The sequence below is a fragment of the Acinetobacter pragensis genome, from assembly GCF_001605895.1.
Lineage (GTDB): Bacteria > Pseudomonadota > Gammaproteobacteria > Pseudomonadales > Moraxellaceae > Acinetobacter > Acinetobacter pragensis.
On record NZ_LUAW01000056.1, the window covers coordinates 54367 to 72430 of the forward strand.

The following is an 18064-nucleotide window of genomic DNA, read 5'->3' on the forward strand; positions in this document are numbered from 1 at the left end:
GATTAAATCATTGATAAAAAATGCAGTAATTTGCAAAATATTATTGACTAAAAATCAAGGATACTGGGAATAGTGAAATCTACTATCGAAGAATTACAGGCATTTGTCACTATTGTCGATTGCGGTTCTATTGTTATGGCTGCCGAACGGCTGGAACAGACAGCGTCAGGAATCAGCCGGGCTTTACAGCGGTTAGAGGCAAAACTGAATGTTACATTGCTGGAAAGGACCACACGAAAATTGAAGCTGACGCAGGAAGGTCAGCTGTTTTTAGGTAAAGCGCGCAGTATCTTAAATGATTTAGCCGAAGCAGAGGATTCTTTGCTTAAAGCGGATGAAGACATTTCAGGCTTAATCCGTGTCGATTCAGCTACGCCATTTGTGCTGCATGTGATTGTGCCTTTAATGCATGAATTTATGCGCAAATATCCAAATGTTGAGATTGAGCTGAATAATCATGATCAAGTTATTGATTTATTGGAGCATCAGACTGATGTGGCGATCCGTTTTGGAGAATTAACTGATTCAACACTGCATGCCAAACTGCTGTGCAGAAGCCGTTTGTATATTGTCGCAAGCCCTGATTATTTAGCGCAGAATGGGCGGCCTGCACAGACGGAAGATTTACTGGAACATAACTTAATTGGCTTTAGTCAAACGCATCACTTGAATACATGGCCGATTCATATGAATCAAAAACCTTTTACGGCACGGCCAAAAATCAAGGCATCCAATGGAGAAACTGTCAGGCAGCTGGCTTTGGAAGGTGTGGGTATTACTTGCCTTTCACGCTTTTTGGTGCAGGAAGATATACAGGCAGGGCGTTTAAGTGCTTTGCTGGAAGATCAGATTACGCTGCATTATCAAAAAATTCATGCTGTATATTACCTGCAGGAACATTTGCCAAAGCGGGTGCGTTTATTTATTGAATTTTTAGCAGAAAAACTAAAACCTTATTTATAGCCGCTGCATTAAAAAGACGATCATTGCCAATATTTAAAATATCTAGAGTAAAAAATAAAGTAAAAAAAAGCCCAGTCGCATGACCGGGCTTTTTAAATGCTTGATCGGTAATAAAATTAGTTATCAAGCGCAGGAGTTGCAGCGGCAATAGCGGCAGCAACTGCATCATCTTCAGTTTGAGCGCCGCTGTGCTGCTTTGGTGCAGCCTGAGCTGGCTTGTCTTCAGCCTTAGGCGCTTCTGCTTTAGGCGCTGGCTTAGGCGTTTCTGCTTTAGGAGCCGCCGGTTCTTCATTGCGCACTTCACGGCGGATTTCAGTCGTTGTATTCGGAGTTTCTTCACGAATCACTTCTTCATGCGCAGGAATCGGTTCAATTGGCTGGGTGTCAGCAGAATCTAAACTTTCAAATTTTGCCGGTTCAGCTGGCTGTGCTTCAGAAGCAGAAGTATCAACTTGTTCTTGCTCTTCTTGCTTCGGCTCTTCTTTTTTCACACAGGCAGTAATCAGTAATGCAGTCGCGATTGCACCGCAAATTAAAAGTTTTTTATTCATAGTTGCACAAAATTAAGCGTTAAACGGATATCTATATTATAACCATAAAATAGATTATGAAAATCATCGAAATTTTAGCTAATTTTATATCGGAATTGCTGATAGAATAACCAATTGCTTATTGTTCTATGAATTGATGCGGAATGACTTTGCTTTATTAGTGCAAGGTAAAGTAAAATTGCGCAACATTGCAGGCCTATTTAGGCTCGATTGTACGAGAAACCCAATGACCCATTTTATTTTCGTTACTGGTGGTGTAGTTTCATCACTAGGTAAAGGTATTTCAGCTGCTTCAGTTGCTGCACTTTTAGAAGCCCGTGGTTTAAAAGTAACCATGGTAAAAATGGATCCATACATTAATGTCGATCCAGGGACAATGAGCCCATTCCAGCACGGTGAAGTTTTTGTCACAGAGGACGGTGCCGAAACTGACTTAGACTTGGGTTATTACGAACGTTTCTTGCGTCGTGCGAAAATGACCAAGTTAAATAACTTCACTTCTGGCCGTGTATACCAAGACGTTTTAAACAAAGAGCGCCGCGGTGACTATTTAGGCGGAACTGTTCAAGTTATTCCGCATATTACTGACAACATCAAAGAACGTGTACTTCGCGCAGGTGAAGGCTATGACGTTGCGATTGTTGAAATTGGCGGTACTGTAGGTGACATCGAATCTCTCCCATTCATGGAATCTGTGCGTCAATTGATGGTTGAGCTGGGTCATAAGCGCACAATGCTTATGCACTTGACGCTGCTTCCATATATTAAATCTGCTGCAGAGCTGAAAACCAAACCAACGCAGCATTCTGTAAAAGAATTGCTTTCTATTGGTATTCAGCCGGATATTTTAATCTGCCGTACTGAGCATGATGTTGATGCAGACACAACCCGTAAAATTGCGTTATTTACTAACGTAGAAGCGCGTGCCGTTGTCGTGTGTAAAGATGCCCGTTCAATCTATCAAATTCCGCGTACGTTCTATGAACAAAACGTCGATGATTTAATCTGTGAACGTTTTGGTTACGACAGCCTTCCTGAAGCTGATCTGACAGATTGGGATAACGTGGTCGATGCTTTGCTGAACCCTGAATACACTGTACGTGTTGCGATGGTCGGTAAATACGTAGAACTTCCAGATGCCTATAAATCTGTAAACGAAGCGTTGCTGCACGCCGGTATTCAAAACCGGGTTAAAGTGCAAATCGATTACGTGAATGCTGAAGAGCTCGAAAGCCAAAATGAAGCAGAAGTGTTGAAAGACGCAGATGCGATCTTGGTTCCAGGCGGTTTTGGTGAGCGCGGTACCGAAGGCAAAATGAAAGCGATTCGTTTTGCGCGTGAAAACGGTGTGCCTTTCCTAGGTATTTGTCTGGGCATGCAGCTGGCTGTAATTGAATATGCGCGCAATGTCGCGGGTATTGCCGATGCAACTTCGACTGAATTTAACCGTTCGACTAAGTCGCCATTGATTGGCTTGATTACCGAATGGCTGGATGAACGCGGTGAAGTGCAGCAGCGTAATGCAGATTCTGATCTGGGCGGCACGATGCGCCTTGGCGCTCAAAAATCTGAATTGGTTGCGGGAACGAAAACTTGTGATGTGTATGGTAATGAAGAAATTATCGAACGTCACCGCCACCGCTATGAAATGAATAACCGCTATATCCCTGTGCTTGAAGAAAACGGCATGAAGATCTCTGGTTATTCACCAGTTCAGCGTTTAGTAGAAACAGTTGAAATTCCTCAACATCCTTGGTTTATTGCTGTACAATTCCATCCGGAATTTACAAGTTCACCACGTGATGGCCATCCATTATTTGCTAGCTTTATTGATGCTGCTAAAAAGCAGTATCAAAAAACTAAATAATGGGTCTGAAGGACTAAACTAGGAAGTTTAAATGTCACAATTAAAACCACAAGAAATTGTACGTTTAGGCGATATACAAATGGCAAATCACTTGCCATTTGTATTATTCGGCGGCATGAACGTATTAGAATCAAAAGACCTTGCTTTTGAAATTGCAGAGACTTATGTCGATATCTGCAAGCGTTTGGATATTCCCTACGTATTTAAAGCAAGTTTTGATAAAGCCAACCGTTCAAGCTTGAACTCTTTCCGCGGCCCAGGTTTGGAAAAAGGCATCGAGTGGTTAGCTGACATTAAAAAACATTTCAATGTCCCAATCATTACTGATGTGCATGAACCCTATCAGGCAGCGCCTGTTGCAGAAGTGGCTGATATTATTCAGCTGCCTGCATTCTTAAGCCGTCAAACTGACCTTGTCGAAGCAATGGCAAAAACAGATGCCATTATCAACATTAAAAAAGCACAGTTCCTTGCTCCGCATGAAATGCGCCATATTCTGCATAAATGCCTTGAAGCTGGAAACGACAAACTGATTATTTGTGAGCGCGGTTCGGCATTCGGCTACAATAACCTTGTGGTTGACATGCTGGGCTTTGACATCATGAAAGAAATGAATGTTCCTGTGTTCTTTGATGTGACCCATGCTTTGCAAACACCGGGTGGCCGCGCAGATTCAGCAGGCGGCCGCCGTGCGCAAATTACTACACTGGCGCGTGCGGGTATGGCGACTGGTTTAGCAGGTCTGTTCTTAGAAGCACATCCAGACCCAGAAAAAGCAAAATGTGATGGTCCATGCGCACTGCGTATGTCACAGCTTGAGCCATTCTTAGCACAGCTAAAAGAATTGGATACCTTGGTCAAAGGTTTCAGCAAGTTAGATACCCATTAATTCAATACACATTGATGCGTCTTTTTGACGCATCATTTTTATTAATCAACTGAGGAAATGTTCATGAGCCAAATCGTTGACATTCGTGCACGTGAAATTTTGGACTCTCGTGGTAACCCTACCATCGAAGCAGACGTAATCTTAGCCTCTGGCGTTGTAGGCCGTGCATGTGCACCATCTGGTGCTTCAACTGGTTCTCGTGAAGCTTTAGAACTTCGTGACGGCGATAAAGCCCGTTACTTAGGCAAAGGCGTTCGTACTGCAGTTAATAATGTGAACACATTGATTCGTGATGCATTATTGGGTAAATCAGTATTTGAGCAAAAAGACATTGATAATACAATGATCGCGCTTGACGGTACTGAGAACAAAGAAAAATTGGGCGCTAACGCAACTTTAGCAGTTTCTTTGGCAGCGGCTCGCGCAGCGGCTGATGAGAAAAAAATCCCATTGTTCCAATACATTGCAGATTTACGCAATAATAAAATCTTAACTATGCCAGTACCTATGATGAATATCATCAATGGCGGTTCGCATGCTGACAACAACGTTGATATTCAAGAGTTTATGATTGAGCCAGTCGGCTTCTCTTCATTCTCTGAAGCTTTGCGCGCCGGTGCTGAAATTTTCCATTCTTTAAAATCAGTTTTAAACAAAAAAGGTTTAAACACTGCAGTTGGCGATGAAGGCGGTTTTGCACCAAACCTTCGCTCTAACGAAGAAGCAATCACTGTAATTCTTGAAGCAATTGGTCAAACTGGCTACAAAGCAGGTTCTGATATTATGCTTGCGCTTGACTGTGCATCTTCAGAATTCTACAAAGATGGTCAATATATTCTTGCTGGCGAAGGCAACAAAGCATTCACAAGCAACCAATTCTCTGACTATTTAGCTGGCTTGGTAAACCAATACCCAATTATCTCAATTGAAGACGGTTTAGATGAATCTGATTGGGAAGGCTGGTCTTACCTGACTTCTATTCTTGGCGACAAGATCCAATTGGTGGGTGATGACTTGTTCGTGACAAACCCTAAAATTCTTCAGCGCGGCATTAATGAGAAAGTAGGCAACTCTATTCTTATTAAATACAACCAAATCGGTACATTGACTGAAACTTTAGATGCGATCTATCTTGCAAAAGAAAATGGTTACTCTACTGTTATTTCTCACCGCTCTGGCGAAACTGAAGATTCTACAATTGCGGATCTTGCAGTAGGTACAGCAGCGGGTCAAATCAAGACAGGTTCACTTTGCCGTTCTGACCGTGTAGCAAAATATAACCAATTGCTTCGCATTGAAGAATTGACTAATGCTGCATATCGCGGTAAAGCTGAGTTCAAAGGTTTGAACTAAGCAGATCATGCTATCTATGTTAAATGTATTTGACTCCAAAGCGAGTAAAGCATTGTTGGGCCTTGCGATCATTTTGATCGCAGGGTTTCAATATTTATATTGGTTCGGTGAGGGGGGTCATCAAGATCACCAGAAACTGTCACAGAAAGTTCAGCAGCAGATTGAACTGAATGAAGAATTAAAAGAACGCAACCGTGTTTTAGACGCGGAAGTTTATGATTTAAAAAATGGTGTAGAAGCCATTGAAGAGCATGCACGCTTAGATTTAGGGCTGGTAAAGCCGCATGAAACCTTCGTGCAAATGAGTACGGTCAATACACAGTACAAACCGATTTACGTCAATCCTAGTCAAGAAGATTTACGCACCAATGAAGAACCTGCTGAAGAGCCACCAGAGCCTTAAACTATGGGCTGTGATACCTGCGGCTGGGTCAGGCAGCAGATTTTCAAAATCAGAACTTAAGCAATATCAAGTCATTCAAAATAAAACAGTCCTGGAACACACAGTTCAAAGACTGAATACTTTGCCTCTGTCCGGTTATGTGCTTGCAGTTGACGCACAAGATGATTTTGCTAAAACGTTGAATTTCCAAAACTCAGAGAAAGCGCATTTTTGTCATGGCGGCGCAGAGCGGGTTAATTCGGTACTCAATGCGTTGAATTATTTGTCTGAAATCACTTCTGAAGATGATTGGGTTTTGGTGCATGATGCTGCGCGTCCATGTGTTGCGCAGGAATCTTTGGTCAGTTTAGTCAATTCAGCTGTGGCTTCTAATCAAAGCGCAATTTTAGCAATACCAGTCAGAGATACGCTTAAATCTGTAGAAACAGGTGCTGAGATTGCAAAAACAGTAGACCGTTCGAAGCTATGGCAGGCGCAAACACCGCAAATGGCAAAGTTGGGTGTGTTGAAGCAGGCAATTGAACAGGCTTTACTGTCACAGGTGAATATCACTGACGAAGCCAGCGCCTTGGAATATGCGTCCGAAACGGTACAGGTGGTTCAGGGGCGTTCAGATAATATCAAGATTACCTATCCGGATGATCTGGAGCTGGCAAAACTGATTTTGTCTTCTCAGCAATCGCCAGCCTAAATAAATATAGAATAATTTATGCTGCAACGATTTATTCCTTGCAGCTTTAACTTATAATTTCCCCACTTTGTTTTTAAGTATGCACCGCAAATGATTCCTTCACAGCAGTATCGGTTTTTACGCCAGTCCGCACGAGATGGATTGAGTATAAAGCACGATTCTTCACGCTGGGCTAAATTGCATTTAGATCCCTGGCTGCTTTGTTTCCTGATCTGTAATGCCGTTTTAGGTTTGATGGTGGTGTACAGCGCGACGGCGGGTGACTCTGGAATGGTGCTGCGTCAGGCAACCAGCTTTGGTGCCGGCTTTATTATTATGTTTTTATGCGCGCAGGTTCCGCCAAAGGTGTATCAGGCTGTTAGCCCGTATTTATACATTTTTGGTATATTTATGCTGCTTCTGGTGCTGGTCATCGGTGAAACACGCATGGGAGCGAAGCGCTGGATAACCCTGCCGGGAATAGGCAGCATGCAGCCGAGTGAAGTCATGAAATTTGCGATGCCGCTGATGATGGCTTGGTATTTTTCAAACCGTGCATTTCCGCCGAAGTTTACTCATATCATTATCGCCTTGGTAATTATGATGCTGCCTTTTGTATTGGTCGCATTGCAGCCTGATTTAAATATTGGCCTAATTATTCCTGGGATTTTTGTGCTTTTTTTGAGCGGAATGTCTTGGCGGCTAATTGCCGGTGCGCTGGCGGCTTTTGCTGTTGTTGCGCCATTGCTGTGGATGTTCTTTTTGCAGGAATACCAAAAAAAGCGGGTTCTTACTTTATTTGACCCAGAATCTGATGCCTTAGGCGCAGGCTGGAATATCATTCAGTCTAAGATTGCCATCGGTTCAGGCGGCATGACAGGCAAGGGTTTTACTGCGGGTACTCAGTCGCATTTAGGGTATTTGCCAGAACATCATACTGACTTCATTATGTCGACCTATGCGGAAGAATTCGGCTTTATTGGCGTGTTTCTGCTGTTCAGTTTATTTGCTGCTATTATTATCCGCTGTTTAATGATTGCGATGAACAGCTTTCATAACTTTGGCCGCTTATATGCAGGCGCTACAGGCTTGACCTTCTTTTTCTTTGTGTTTTTAAACTCCGGCATGGTGAGCGGTATTTTACCGGTGACCGGTGACCCTTTGCCGTTAATGAGTTATGGCGGTACAGCGGTGATTTCCATGCTGGCAGGCATGGGGATTGTGATGTCGATACATACGCACCGCTAAATTTTGATACTGAAAAGCTGGATTGATTCCAGCTTTTTTTGTATTTTAATTTGAGATATTCAAAATAGTGGGAGTTGTATTTGACTGATATTTTTTGTGATTCTGCAGATATGTTAAGTGAGTTAAATCATGAATTGAATATCTCAATATTTATGGATGTGATTTTAAGGCTAGATTTGGTCTACGAATGCTGTGATTTGTCTATTGAGCATGGTCAAGCCATTTTACAGCTGTTGCAGATGCATCATGATATATCTGCACTTGCGTTATTTAGGGTTCAGTTTGAGGCGGTTGTTAGAGCTTATTGGCTGTTAATGGTTGCGACTAATACTGAGATTCAGGATTTTGAAGTTACAAACGAAGATGAATTATTAAAAAATGTTAAAATTCCAACAGCAGCGGGAATGATAGCTCAATTGGAAAACGTGGCTGATATAAATCATATTGTGGAAAATTTCAAAGAATTTAAATTCTACTCACTGCACCATTTACATTCAATTGTACATTCTGGCCGAAATTCTCTTATACAAAAAAAAGTGGGTTTAATTGATAGCCAGCGTTTGATTATTGTTAAACAAGTTAATGGATTTATCTTGATGGCGGCACAAATTTTATTAAGACATGCGGCTAAAGAGAAATATATACATTATATTAATGAAAAATATAGGCATTGTTTTCAAATGCAATCAGATATTACAGTTGAGCAAAAAGCTGAAATTGATCGTAGATATAAAAAAACCCTCTATTGAGGGCTTTTTTATACCTTTGCTTTTTAGGCGAGGAACCATGTGTAGTAGCCCCAAAGCATGAGTGGCCATGCTAAATAGGGGCTGAATAACCATTTCCAAAGCCAAAATTTTGGAATAAAGCCGACACCGTAAATAAAGCCGCCAGAAATGCCAATCATCACATACATCATAGCGCTATGGCTGTATTCGCCATTGGCATCCAGCATGGCTGCTGGATGAATGAGCAGAACAGCAGCTAAAGGCAATGCCAACAAAAATGAGATGGCCATTGCAAATTTATTCGGCTTTTTATCTTCTGTTGTCACTGCTGCTTCGGTCATGGCTTATTCCTCATCAAGATCTTGATGATGTTCAATATACAGTGCGCTGAGTACACCTGCAAAACAGGCCATCAAAACACCGAGAATCCATGCAAAATACCACATAATTTAAGCTCCTGTGCATCGCCTTAATACAGCGTATGCGAATTCTCTTGAATGTGTTTATTAGTAATAACGCCCCACATCTTATAGTAACACCATGTTGTGTAAGCAAGAATCAGTGGAACAAAGATACAAGCGACAACGGTCATTACGGTTAGGGTGTTCTTGCTGGATACTGCATCCCACATAGTTAAACTTACTGTTGGATTAATGCTTGATGGCATTAGGAATGGGAACAGGGCAAAACCCGCTGTTAAAATAGAACCTGTTACCGCCAAGGTAGAACCTGTAAAACTCAGTCCGGCTTTATTTTTCGCAGCTGCAAAGACAATGAGTAACCCGCCCAGGATTGCAGAGATTGGTGCAAGCATGGTAATTGGATAGATTGAATAATTATTCATCCAGCCGGGGTTTGCATCAGTGAGTACTTGTTTTGCTAATGGGTTTGCAACGCCATTGGTATTATAAGGAGTAACCAGTGTGTAACCTTGAATACCGCCAAAGTATAGCCAAGCGCCTGCTCCTAAGAAGCAGATTAAAAACACGATGCCCATGATTTTGGTGGCTTTGGCAGACCGTTGGCGTAAAACACCATCGGTACGCAGCATTAGCCATGCACCGCCATGTGCGCATAGCATAGATAAGCTCACTAAGCCGCAAACTAATGCAAATGGATTCAATAAAGCAAAGAAACTGCCTGTATATGTTGAACGTACAGTTTCATCTAGTGTGAAAGGTACGCCAAGGAACATATTGCCAAATGCAACACCAAAAACCAGTGCCGGAACTGCACCGCCAATTGCAAGGCCCCAATCCCATGAGGTGCGCCATTGTGTGTTGTTCAGTTTAGAGCGGTAGTCAAATCCGACAGGCCGCAAAAACAACGCAAATAACACCAGTAACAGCGCCCAGTACATGCCTGAGAAGGCGGTTGCATATACCATTGGCCAAGCTGCAAATAACGCGCCGCCAGCAGTTACAAACCAAACCTGATTGCCTTCCCAATGGGGTGCAATCGTATTGATGGCAGCGCGGCGTTCATCATCTGTTTTTCCTACAAATGGCATGAGCGCCATTGAGCCCATATCGAAACCATCGGTCAGGGCAAAGCCAATCAGCAGTACGCCAACCAATACCCACCAGATTATTTTAAGCAGTTCATATTCAATCATGCTTGAGCCTCCTCATTTGCCTTGTTTGCGGCATCCAGTTTTTCAAAATGGTATTTACCTGTATGAAGTGAACTTGGGCCGAGGCGTGAGAATTTAATCATTAAGTACATTTCAATGATCAGTAATACAGTGTAGAACGATGCTAGAGCAATGATTGAGCCCCATACATCACCAGTACTCAGTGAAGATGCAGACAAGTGAGTAGGGAGTACTTCACCAATAGTCCAAGGCTGACGGCCAACTTCTGCAACATACCAGCCAGTTTGAGCTGCAATCCATGGAAGCGGCAGGCCAAATAATGCAAATTTCAATAACCAAGGCTTATTTTCGGCATTGCGTTTAGCGACTGCGAAAGTAGCTAAAGCAAAGAGCAGCAGCATTAAGAAGCCAGAAGCGACCATGGCGCGGAATGCCCAGAACAAGCTTGGAACATGCGGAATAGTGTCTTTTGCGGCAGCTTTAATCTGCGCATCAGATGCATCTACAACATTTGGCGTATATTTTTTAAGAAGCAAGCCATAGCCTAAGTCTTTTTGAGATTCAGCAAATGCGGCTCTCAGTTCAGGAGATGTATCGCCTGCACGAAGCTTTTCAAGTTGTGAGTAAGCCACCATGCCATTACGTATACGGTCTTCATGCTGCACAATCAGATCTTTAATGCCAGTCACTTCTTTGGTGGTTGAGCGTGTTGCAATTATGCCCATAACATACGGAATTTTAATGGCGTAGTCCGTAGACATGGTTTCTTTATTTGGGATGCCGAATAAAGTAAATGGCGCAGGCGCAGGATGTGTATCCCATTCTGCTTCAATTGCGGCAAGCTTAGTTTTTTGTACGTCGCCAATTTCATAGCCTGATTCATCACCCAGCAGAATAACGGATAAGGTAGAAGCGAGGCCGAAGATGGCGGCAATAGCAAAAGAACGGCGCGCAAAAGGCAAGTCACGTTTTTTAAGCATGTAATAGCTTGAAATGGCCAGTACAAAAATTGCACCTGTTACATAGCCAGCTGAAACAGTATGAACGAATTTAACTTGCGCAACAGGGTTGAAAATCAGTGCGCCGAAGTCCACGAGTTCCATACGCATGGTTTCGTAGTTGAATGCTGAGCCGACAGGGTTTTGCATCCATCCGTTTGCCACTAAAATCCAGAGGGCTGACAAGTTAGAGCCAATTGCGACGAGCCAAGTGACTGCTAAATGCTGCACCTTGGTCAGGCGGTCCCATCCAAAGAAGAAAAGGCCAATAAAGGTCGATTCCAAGAAGAATGCCATCAAGCCTTCGATGGCGAGCGGCGCACCAAAAATATCGCCGACATAGTGTGAGTAATATGCCCAGTTTGTTCCAAATTGGAATTCCATGGTCAAACCGGTAGTCACACCTAGGGCGAAGTTAATACCAAAAAGTTTACCCCAAAATTTAGTCATGTCCTTGTAGATTTCTTTACCAGAAATCACATACGTGGTTTCCATAATGGCAAGAAGAAAAGCCAGACCTAATGTCAGTGGAACAAATATAAAGTGATACATCGCGGTCATTGCAAATTGGAACCGCGATAAATCGACCACGCTTTCAGAAATCATCAACGTGTCTCCTTGATTGGGGATGGGTTGCCGGCGATACGCTCAGCAACTTGATTGTCAAAATTTTTGGGAATAGTGGGGGCGTCAAACCAGATGTGTTTGATGGTCAGTAAAATCACCACTTTAATTATTAAAATAGCCGTGATTTCTCTGACTGTGCGTTGGTTGAAATCTTTAGGAACTAAGCTCATTTTACAAGCCTGTTATTTAAACTAATTACCTATTATTAACAAAAATAAACCAAAAATAAATAGGCTGAACAATTAAAATAAAAATATATTATTAATTTTAATAAAAACAAGTACTTATTATTTGTTCGAGTTAAAAAATAAACTAATTTATTCTATTTTAAAGTTGAGTAAAACACTTGTGTTTATATTAATTAATTCTGACTAATTTAGTTATATTTAATTAAATATAGGTTGTTTTAAATGAATTTTAATCATATTTAATCCGACTATTTTGATTGGTTATTAATATTTTATTCAAAATGGAACTCTAAAATAAAAGCATGAAATTGTATAAAAAACAACCTAAAATTTTAAAAGAAAAAAGAACATGCGGACATGTTCTTTTTTTAGAGGGATTTAGGAGAAAATCTACAGCCTTAGAAATCGTAACGCAGACCTAAAGATAGGGCAATCGCATTTTTATCCGCCACACCGCTAATGCTGTTGCCAAAGCTGCGGCCTTCTTTCCAAGGGTTAAGCTTAGAGTTTTTGTCATTCAAAACGGTAGCTAAGTTGCCGTATACACGTAAAGTGCTGTCCAGCTTATGTTCTACGCCTACACCAATTAAGCTGGCATTTGCATCGTCTGCATCAACATCACGGTAGAAGTATTCACCGCGTACTGAGGTTTTCGGCGTAACTTTGTATTCACCCGCTAAACCAAAAACTTGCGCATCAGGGTTTGCGGTATCGTTATCATGTTTGGCAATTTGATACATTGCGCCTAGATTAAATTCTTCTGTAAACTTATATGCGCCAGCCAAACGGAAGGCATCACGGCTTGCACCGCCTGCAGCATTCGCGGCATTTTCATCATATTTTTCGTAAGCTGCCGCAGCGTCAATTGGGCCAGCTTTATAGGTTAATGCCAAGTCGTAAGCCTTGTTGTCATCAACGCCTTCACCATCTGCATCTTGCGCAATTTGAGTGCCTGAATGCATGGACATTGCCGCTAAAACATTGAAGCCGCCGCCGAATTTAGGCGATTTGTATTCAATGCTGTTTTCGTTGCGTTCATCAAATTTTAAGTTGCCGACACGGGTTACGTTACGGACATCACCGACCATGTCGCCAAAAAAGTTGATTGGACCGCGGGCAGCTTTAAATGGGCTGTCAAAGCGGCCTACACGCGCCTGACCGTATGTATCGCTTTTCAGGCCTACAAAGGTGTCACGTGTAGAAAAGTTCACGCCATTGCTGTCTTTTGAGCCGCTGGCAAAGTTAATTTCTTGTTCAATTTGTGCGAAAACATTTAAGTCATCATTAATTTTTTGGTCAACTTTAAAGCCGAGGCGTGAAGAGTTAGATGATAAGCCAACTTCGTTGTAGTCTTTGCCATCATCTAAATAGTCTAAAGAAACATGTGCACGGCCATAAATTTTGACATCAGCAGCAGATGCCATAACTGGTGTAAGAATAGTTGCCCCGATTGCTAATGCACAGAGTGTTTTTTTCATTTGCAGCTCCATAAAGACTTACGTCTTATCAATTCGATTTATCAGTAGCTTTGCTAAAAATAATTTCGCTATCTAATGGCGCTAAGTATTCATTACAAATAAGTCAGTTACATTAAGGAAATATTTCAAAAATATTAAAGTTAATCAGTTGTTTAGTGTGGTTGTTTCATAATATTTCTAAGTAAATTCCCTTATTAAACGGATGTTTAGGCTGTTTTAGGGATCTGTTTTATTGTCCTGTCATATTCTTTTTATACAGTGTGATTTAAACGGCGGCTGAACAGCTGCGCATAAAAAATGGAGCCGAAGCTCCATTTGAAAAGTATGCAAATTTGGGCGGTTTTATCCAGCGGCTAGGGCAGCTTTGATTAATTCTGCCTGAGCTTTAATTTTTTCTTGGTCGCCGATGGTGGCCGCATGCCTGCCCAGTTCATGCACGGAAGTTGGAATCAGATGAAAATGCACATGCGGTACAGTTTGACCTGCAGCCGTGCCTGACAGCTGCATCAGCACAATGCCCTTTACACCCAGTGCAGTTTCCATTGCTTTTGCAACTTTTTGCACAATTTGAATGGTGTAGGCCGCTGCTTCTGGCGCTAAATCCAGCAAGCTGATAGCCGGTGTTTTTGGAATGACCAGTGTATGACCGTCTGCCTGAGGCATAATGTCCATAAATGCAAGGACTTGGTCATCTTCATAGACTTTAATTGCCGGAAGTTCACCGCGTAAAATTCTTGCAAAAATGTTTTGATCATCATAAGCCATAGCTAAGTTCCTTAAGCGTGATTGAGTGTAGTTGTTAAATGCCGTTGAGGGCAGTTATTTACAGTTCAATTCTTTCTGACGTTCCTTGATGGCGTCAAGACGCTGCTGCTCTTTTTCTGAAAATTTTGGTTTGGTGGTATAGCAATTGTCATTGCCGAATTTAGCCTTTGCTTCTGGGTCTTTAAAGCAGAAGCCTTTAGAAGCGTAAATGACATCATGGTCATTCTTAAGCTTTTGGCATTCCTGTTCAGAAGCAAAAGCTGATGAAGATGCCCCAACGAAAGTTACTGCACTGATCAGGGCGGCAACAGTAAATTTGTTCATGCAAGTTTCCTCTATACTTGTAACAACATGTATTACCACATCATCACAATATTAGGTTTCATTATGATTATTCAATGGCGGCTTATTACTCGATTGTAATTTTGCTCCATGATTCGTACATTTTTACAGCGCTGGAAAAATCACTGTTTGGTTCAGAAGTATCATTGGCGGCCTGAATTAAACTTTGGGTCAATCCAATAATAGGCGCTGAAATTTTTGCCTGCCGAACCAAGTCTACAGCAATGCCGGTGTCTTTGGCTAATAACGGCAGCGCAAAGGTTAGCGGAAATGTGCGGTTGAGCACACGCTGCGGCAAAATGGTTTCTGTCGCGTTGCTTTTACCGCTGGATGCATTAATGCAATCCAAAGCTTCCGCTAAATTTACACCGTGGGCTTTAAGTGTTAAAGCGCCTTCAGCTGCGGCACAAAGATTTACAGCCATTAACATATTATTTACAGCTTTAACCGCAAAACCGGCACCGGATGCGCCCACATGCTTAATCAGTTTGCCGACTGCCTGAATGGCTGGCAGGGCTTTTTCAAAGGCTTGAGCATTGCCGCCAACCATAACGGTTAATGTCGCATTTTCTGCGCCAATCGTTTGGCCGCTAACAGGCGCATCAAGATAATCAATATTCTGTTCTTTTAGCGATGCCGCCAGTTTTTGTGCAGATTCAGGCACGCCGCTGGTGCAGTCTATCCAAATTGCACCGGATTTAATGTTCAGGTTTTCAATTAAGGCTTCTACATCGGCACTGGTCGGCAAGCAGGAAAAAATCACATCAGCCTGTACTGCCTGATTTAATTCTGCGGCTTGCGTGCCATATTCAGCGGCATGCTGTTTTGCCTTCTCAAAATTGCGGTTCCAGACATACACCGTATCAAAATGTTCAGGTAAGTGCGCCGCCATGCGGTAGCCCATTGCGCCTAAGCCTAAGAATGCAACTGATTGAATCATGATAAAGCCCTAATGGTTTGTTTCTAGTAAGGTTGATCTTTGTTTTAGCCAAGCGGTCAATTTGGGCCAGAATTCATTGGCGCTTTTTTGACTGGACATTAAGCCCAGATGGCCGCCGGGGATAAGAGTAAACGTGACATCTTGACTGTTTGTCAATTCACCTAAAGGCCGGCTGGCCTCTGCTGTAACAATCTGGTCGCTGGAGCCTGCGCCAATGAACAAAGAGCAGTTAATATTTTTTAATTCGATAACTTTATCTTTTAATTGAATAACACCTTTTTTGAGCGGGTTTTGCAGCCAAAGGTTCAGCACCATGTCTTGGTTAATGCCGCCTGGGTAGTCAATCATATTATTGAGAAAGTCCCCCATAGTGGCATGTTCATAGACAGTTTGAGTATCTGAAAGATTCGTCAGCAGCTGCTTTTGGCTGACAAGCCAGCCTTTGGGATCTAGAATCTTAAAACCCAGCGCATTCAGCAGGCCGGGGGTATGGATCATGCGTTTAGGAATTTGCCCTGTATAAATGGTGTCCCGAACAGATTTGCTGCGGGAGATAAGATGATTGATATTTTGGAATAGTTTGCCCACGCGGCCCGAAGCATAGCTGTCAATTGGACTGCCCACGACAATTAAGTTTTTTACATGTTCTGGCTGATGCAGTGCGGTATATAAGGTGACAAATACGCCCGCCATGCTCCAGCCATGCAGGGAGATATAGCGGTTGCCGGCATGCGCGCTGATGGTATTGATGCAATGCGGCAGCGCATCATCAATAAAAGACAAAAAATTTAAAAAACGGTCGTGATAATTCAGTTTTGTCCATTCCAGCAAATACACATCAAAACCGCTGTGCTGAAAATGCTTAACCAGTGAGCGGTACGGGTAGAGGTCATAAATCGCCATATTGATTGCCAGCGGCGCTACGAATACCAGCGGTTCTGCATATTTTTTATCTGGTGAAGCATAATATCGGATGCGGCAAAATTTATATTCTTCAATCACTTCATAAGGATTGCCTTGTGAAAGCACCAGCGATTTTGCATTAAATACCCGCGCAGAGAGGTGTTTCAGTTTTTTTTGCTGAGCTAAAAGGCTTTTTTTAAATGGATGCATAATTGTAATTAACCTATGTCCGTGCAGGTTTGATCGAAGTCTAAGCGATATTTGCTTATTATGCCTTGACCTGAAATAGCATAGGCGCTCAAAATGTTGGCAATTCTTCACAAAAGGCAGTCCTGAGTGACTGAGCAATGCAGATGAGCCCACAAGACGATTTAGAATATCAATTAGACACATTAGCAATCCGTACAGGCCATAACCGTACTTTTGAAGGTGAACATAGTGAGCCAATCTTCTTAACATCGTCTTTTGTATGTGAAAGTGCAGCGGATGCCGCTGCAAAATTTTCAGGGCAAATTGAAGGCAATACCTATTCGCGCTATACCAATCCAACAGTGCAAGCGTTTGAAAAGCGTCTGGCTGTATTGGACGGCGCTGAAGCTGCTGTTGCGACCAGTTCAGGCATGGCCGGTGTGCATGCGATTACATTGGCTTACTTGAAAGCCGGTGACCATGTCGTATGCTCACGCGCAGTCTTTGGCTCGATCATTTCGCTTTTTGAAAAATATGTCATTAAATTTGGCGTAGAGGTCACTTTTGTTGATTTAGAAGATTTAGACGGCTGGAAAAAAGCGGTTCGTCCAAATACACGTCTTTTGTTTATTGAAACTCCGTCGAATCCATTGGCTCAAGTGGGCGACATACAAGCCATTGCAGATATCGCGCATGCACAAGGCGCATTATTTGCAGTGGATAACACTTTCTGTACATCCGTTTTGCAGCAGCCGCTTAAATTCGGCGCAGATTTAATCGTGTATTCATCGACTAAATACATTGATGGTCAGGGCCGTGCATTGGGCGGAGCAGTGGTAGGCAGTGCAAAATTGATGGAAGAAATTACCGGTGTAATCCGTACACTGGGTAATTCAATGAGTCCATTCAATGCTTGGATTTTCCTGAAAGGTCTAGAAACGCTCAGTCTGCGTATGAAAGCGCATTGCGCCAGCGCGCAAAAATTGGCTGAATGGCTGGACGCGCATCCTAAAGTGGAAAAAGTGTATTATGCCGGTTTGCCGAATCATGCAGGCCATGAATTAGCGAAAAAACAGCAATCAGGTTTTGGCGGTGTTGTATCATTTGTTGCAAAAGGTGAGCGTGAAGGCGCATGGACTGTTATCGACAGTACGCGTTTCCTTTCAATCACCAGTAATTTGGGTGACGTAAAATCAACCATTACCCATCCTGCAACCACTTCACACGGCAGAATGTCACCAGAAGCGAAACAGGCTGCTGGCATTTCTGAAGGTTTAATCCGTGTATCTGTTGGTTTAGAAGATATTGATGATATTATTCGCGATATTTCCCGCGGTTTAGATCTCATCTAATTCATTATTCATCTCA

At 42.5% G+C, this 18064-nt stretch carries 20 protein-coding genes; 9 read left to right on the forward strand and 11 right to left on the reverse strand.

Features of this window, described 5'->3' with window-relative positions:
• Positions 1–72: 72 nt before the first annotated feature.
• Positions 73–963, forward strand: a complete 891-nt coding sequence (locus tag AZH43_RS16570; RefSeq protein ID WP_067672109.1) for a LysR family transcriptional regulator — start codon at positions 73–75, stop codon at positions 961–963.
• Between the two features lie 116 nt (positions 964–1079).
• Here the strand turns inward: AZH43_RS16570 and AZH43_RS16575 are convergent, their stop codons facing one another.
• Positions 1080–1514 carry an internalin gene (locus AZH43_RS16575; RefSeq protein WP_067672112.1) on the reverse strand — a complete coding sequence of 145 codons (435 nt, stop codon included), beginning with the start codon at positions 1512–1514 and terminating at the stop codon, positions 1080–1082.
• A gap of 226 nt (positions 1515–1740) precedes the next feature.
• Here AZH43_RS16575 and AZH43_RS16580 point away from each other — a divergent pair, with 226 nt between their 5' ends.
• From AZH43_RS16580 to AZH43_RS16610, 7 genes are all read left to right on the forward strand, one after another.
• Positions 1741–3381: a CTP synthase gene (locus AZH43_RS16580; RefSeq protein WP_067672115.1), complete on the forward strand. Its 1641-nt coding sequence runs from the start codon at positions 1741–1743 to the stop codon at positions 3379–3381.
• Between the two features lie 31 nt (positions 3382–3412).
• Positions 3413–4270 carry a 3-deoxy-8-phosphooctulonate synthase gene (kdsA, locus tag AZH43_RS16585; protein WP_067672118.1) on the forward strand — a complete coding sequence of 286 codons (858 nt, stop codon included), beginning with the start codon at positions 3413–3415 and terminating at the stop codon, positions 4268–4270.
• 63 nt (positions 4271–4333) lie between these two features.
• Positions 4334–5623 (forward strand): phosphopyruvate hydratase, encoded by a 1290-nt coding sequence (gene eno, locus AZH43_RS16590; protein ID WP_067672121.1) that lies wholly within the window; start codon positions 4334–4336, stop codon positions 5621–5623.
• 16 nt (positions 5624–5639) lie between these two features.
• Positions 5640–6026 carry a septum formation initiator family protein gene (locus AZH43_RS16595; protein WP_067672124.1) on the forward strand — a complete coding sequence of 129 codons (387 nt, stop codon included), beginning with the start codon at positions 5640–5642 and terminating at the stop codon, positions 6024–6026.
• Positions 5992–6717: a 2-C-methyl-D-erythritol 4-phosphate cytidylyltransferase gene (gene ispD, locus AZH43_RS16600; protein ID WP_067672127.1), complete on the forward strand. Its 726-nt coding sequence runs from the start codon at positions 5992–5994 to the stop codon at positions 6715–6717. Before AZH43_RS16595 ends, ispD begins: the two co-directional genes overlap by 35 nt.
• 90 nt (positions 6718–6807) lie before the next feature.
• Entirely contained in the window at positions 6808–7944 is a 1137-nt protein-coding gene (rodA, locus tag AZH43_RS16605) for a rod shape-determining protein RodA (RefSeq protein ID WP_067672130.1), read from the forward strand.
• Between the two features lie 80 nt (positions 7945–8024).
• Positions 8025–8693 (forward strand): DUF6988 family protein, encoded by a 669-nt coding sequence (locus tag AZH43_RS16610; protein WP_067672222.1) that lies wholly within the window; start codon positions 8025–8027, stop codon positions 8691–8693.
• 23 nt (positions 8694–8716) lie between these two features.
• Here AZH43_RS16610 and AZH43_RS16615 read toward each other — a convergent pair whose 3' ends face one another.
• The 10 genes from AZH43_RS16615 to AZH43_RS16660 all read right to left on the reverse strand — a co-directional run bounded on the left by AZH43_RS16615 (position 8717) and on the right by AZH43_RS16660 (position 16717).
• Positions 8717–9013, reverse strand: coding sequence for a cyd operon YbgE family protein (locus AZH43_RS16615; protein ID WP_067672133.1), 297 nt, complete (start codon positions 9011–9013; stop codon positions 8717–8719).
• A 3-nt stretch (positions 9014–9016) separates the two neighbouring features.
• Positions 9017–9118, reverse strand: coding sequence for a cytochrome bd-I oxidase subunit CydX (cydX, locus tag AZH43_RS16620; RefSeq protein WP_004653762.1), 102 nt, complete (start codon positions 9116–9118; stop codon positions 9017–9019).
• 23 nt (positions 9119–9141) lie between these two features.
• A complete protein-coding gene (cydB, locus tag AZH43_RS16625; RefSeq protein WP_067672136.1) occupies positions 9142–10287 on the reverse strand; it encodes a cytochrome d ubiquinol oxidase subunit II in 1146 nt (381 codons plus the stop codon).
• Positions 10284–11870 carry a cytochrome ubiquinol oxidase subunit I gene (locus AZH43_RS16630; RefSeq protein ID WP_067672139.1) on the reverse strand — a complete coding sequence of 529 codons (1587 nt, stop codon included), beginning with the start codon at positions 11868–11870 and terminating at the stop codon, positions 10284–10286. The genes cydB and AZH43_RS16630 overlap by 4 nt, the downstream gene beginning before the upstream one ends.
• Positions 11870–12061: a cytochrome oxidase putative small subunit CydP gene (gene cydP, locus AZH43_RS16635; protein WP_067672142.1), complete on the reverse strand. Its 192-nt coding sequence runs from the start codon at positions 12059–12061 to the stop codon at positions 11870–11872. Before cydP ends, AZH43_RS16630 begins: the two co-directional genes overlap by 1 nt.
• Before the next feature lie 416 nt (positions 12062–12477).
• Entirely contained in the window at positions 12478–13557 is a 1080-nt protein-coding gene (locus AZH43_RS16640; RefSeq protein WP_067672145.1) for a porin, read from the reverse strand.
• A gap of 342 nt (positions 13558–13899) precedes the next feature.
• Positions 13900–14322 (reverse strand): HIT family protein, encoded by a 423-nt coding sequence (locus AZH43_RS16645; RefSeq protein ID WP_067672148.1) that lies wholly within the window; start codon positions 14320–14322, stop codon positions 13900–13902.
• A 54-nt stretch (positions 14323–14376) separates the two neighbouring features.
• A complete protein-coding gene (locus AZH43_RS16650; RefSeq protein WP_067672151.1) occupies positions 14377–14646 on the reverse strand; it encodes a YARHG domain-containing protein in 270 nt (89 codons plus the stop codon).
• A gap of 85 nt (positions 14647–14731) precedes the next feature.
• A complete protein-coding gene (locus tag AZH43_RS16655) occupies positions 14732–15604 on the reverse strand; it encodes an NAD(P)-dependent oxidoreductase (protein WP_067672154.1) in 873 nt (290 codons plus the stop codon).
• Positions 15605–15613: 9 nt separating this feature from the next.
• Positions 15614–16717: an alpha/beta fold hydrolase gene (locus tag AZH43_RS16660; RefSeq protein ID WP_067672156.1), complete on the reverse strand. Its 1104-nt coding sequence runs from the start codon at positions 16715–16717 to the stop codon at positions 15614–15616.
• Between the two features lie 143 nt (positions 16718–16860).
• Between AZH43_RS16660 and AZH43_RS16665 the strand changes: the two genes are divergently transcribed.
• Positions 16861–18048 (forward strand): O-succinylhomoserine sulfhydrylase, encoded by a 1188-nt coding sequence (locus tag AZH43_RS16665; RefSeq protein WP_067672159.1) that lies wholly within the window; start codon positions 16861–16863, stop codon positions 18046–18048.
• The last annotated feature ends 16 nt before the right edge of the window (positions 18049–18064 follow it).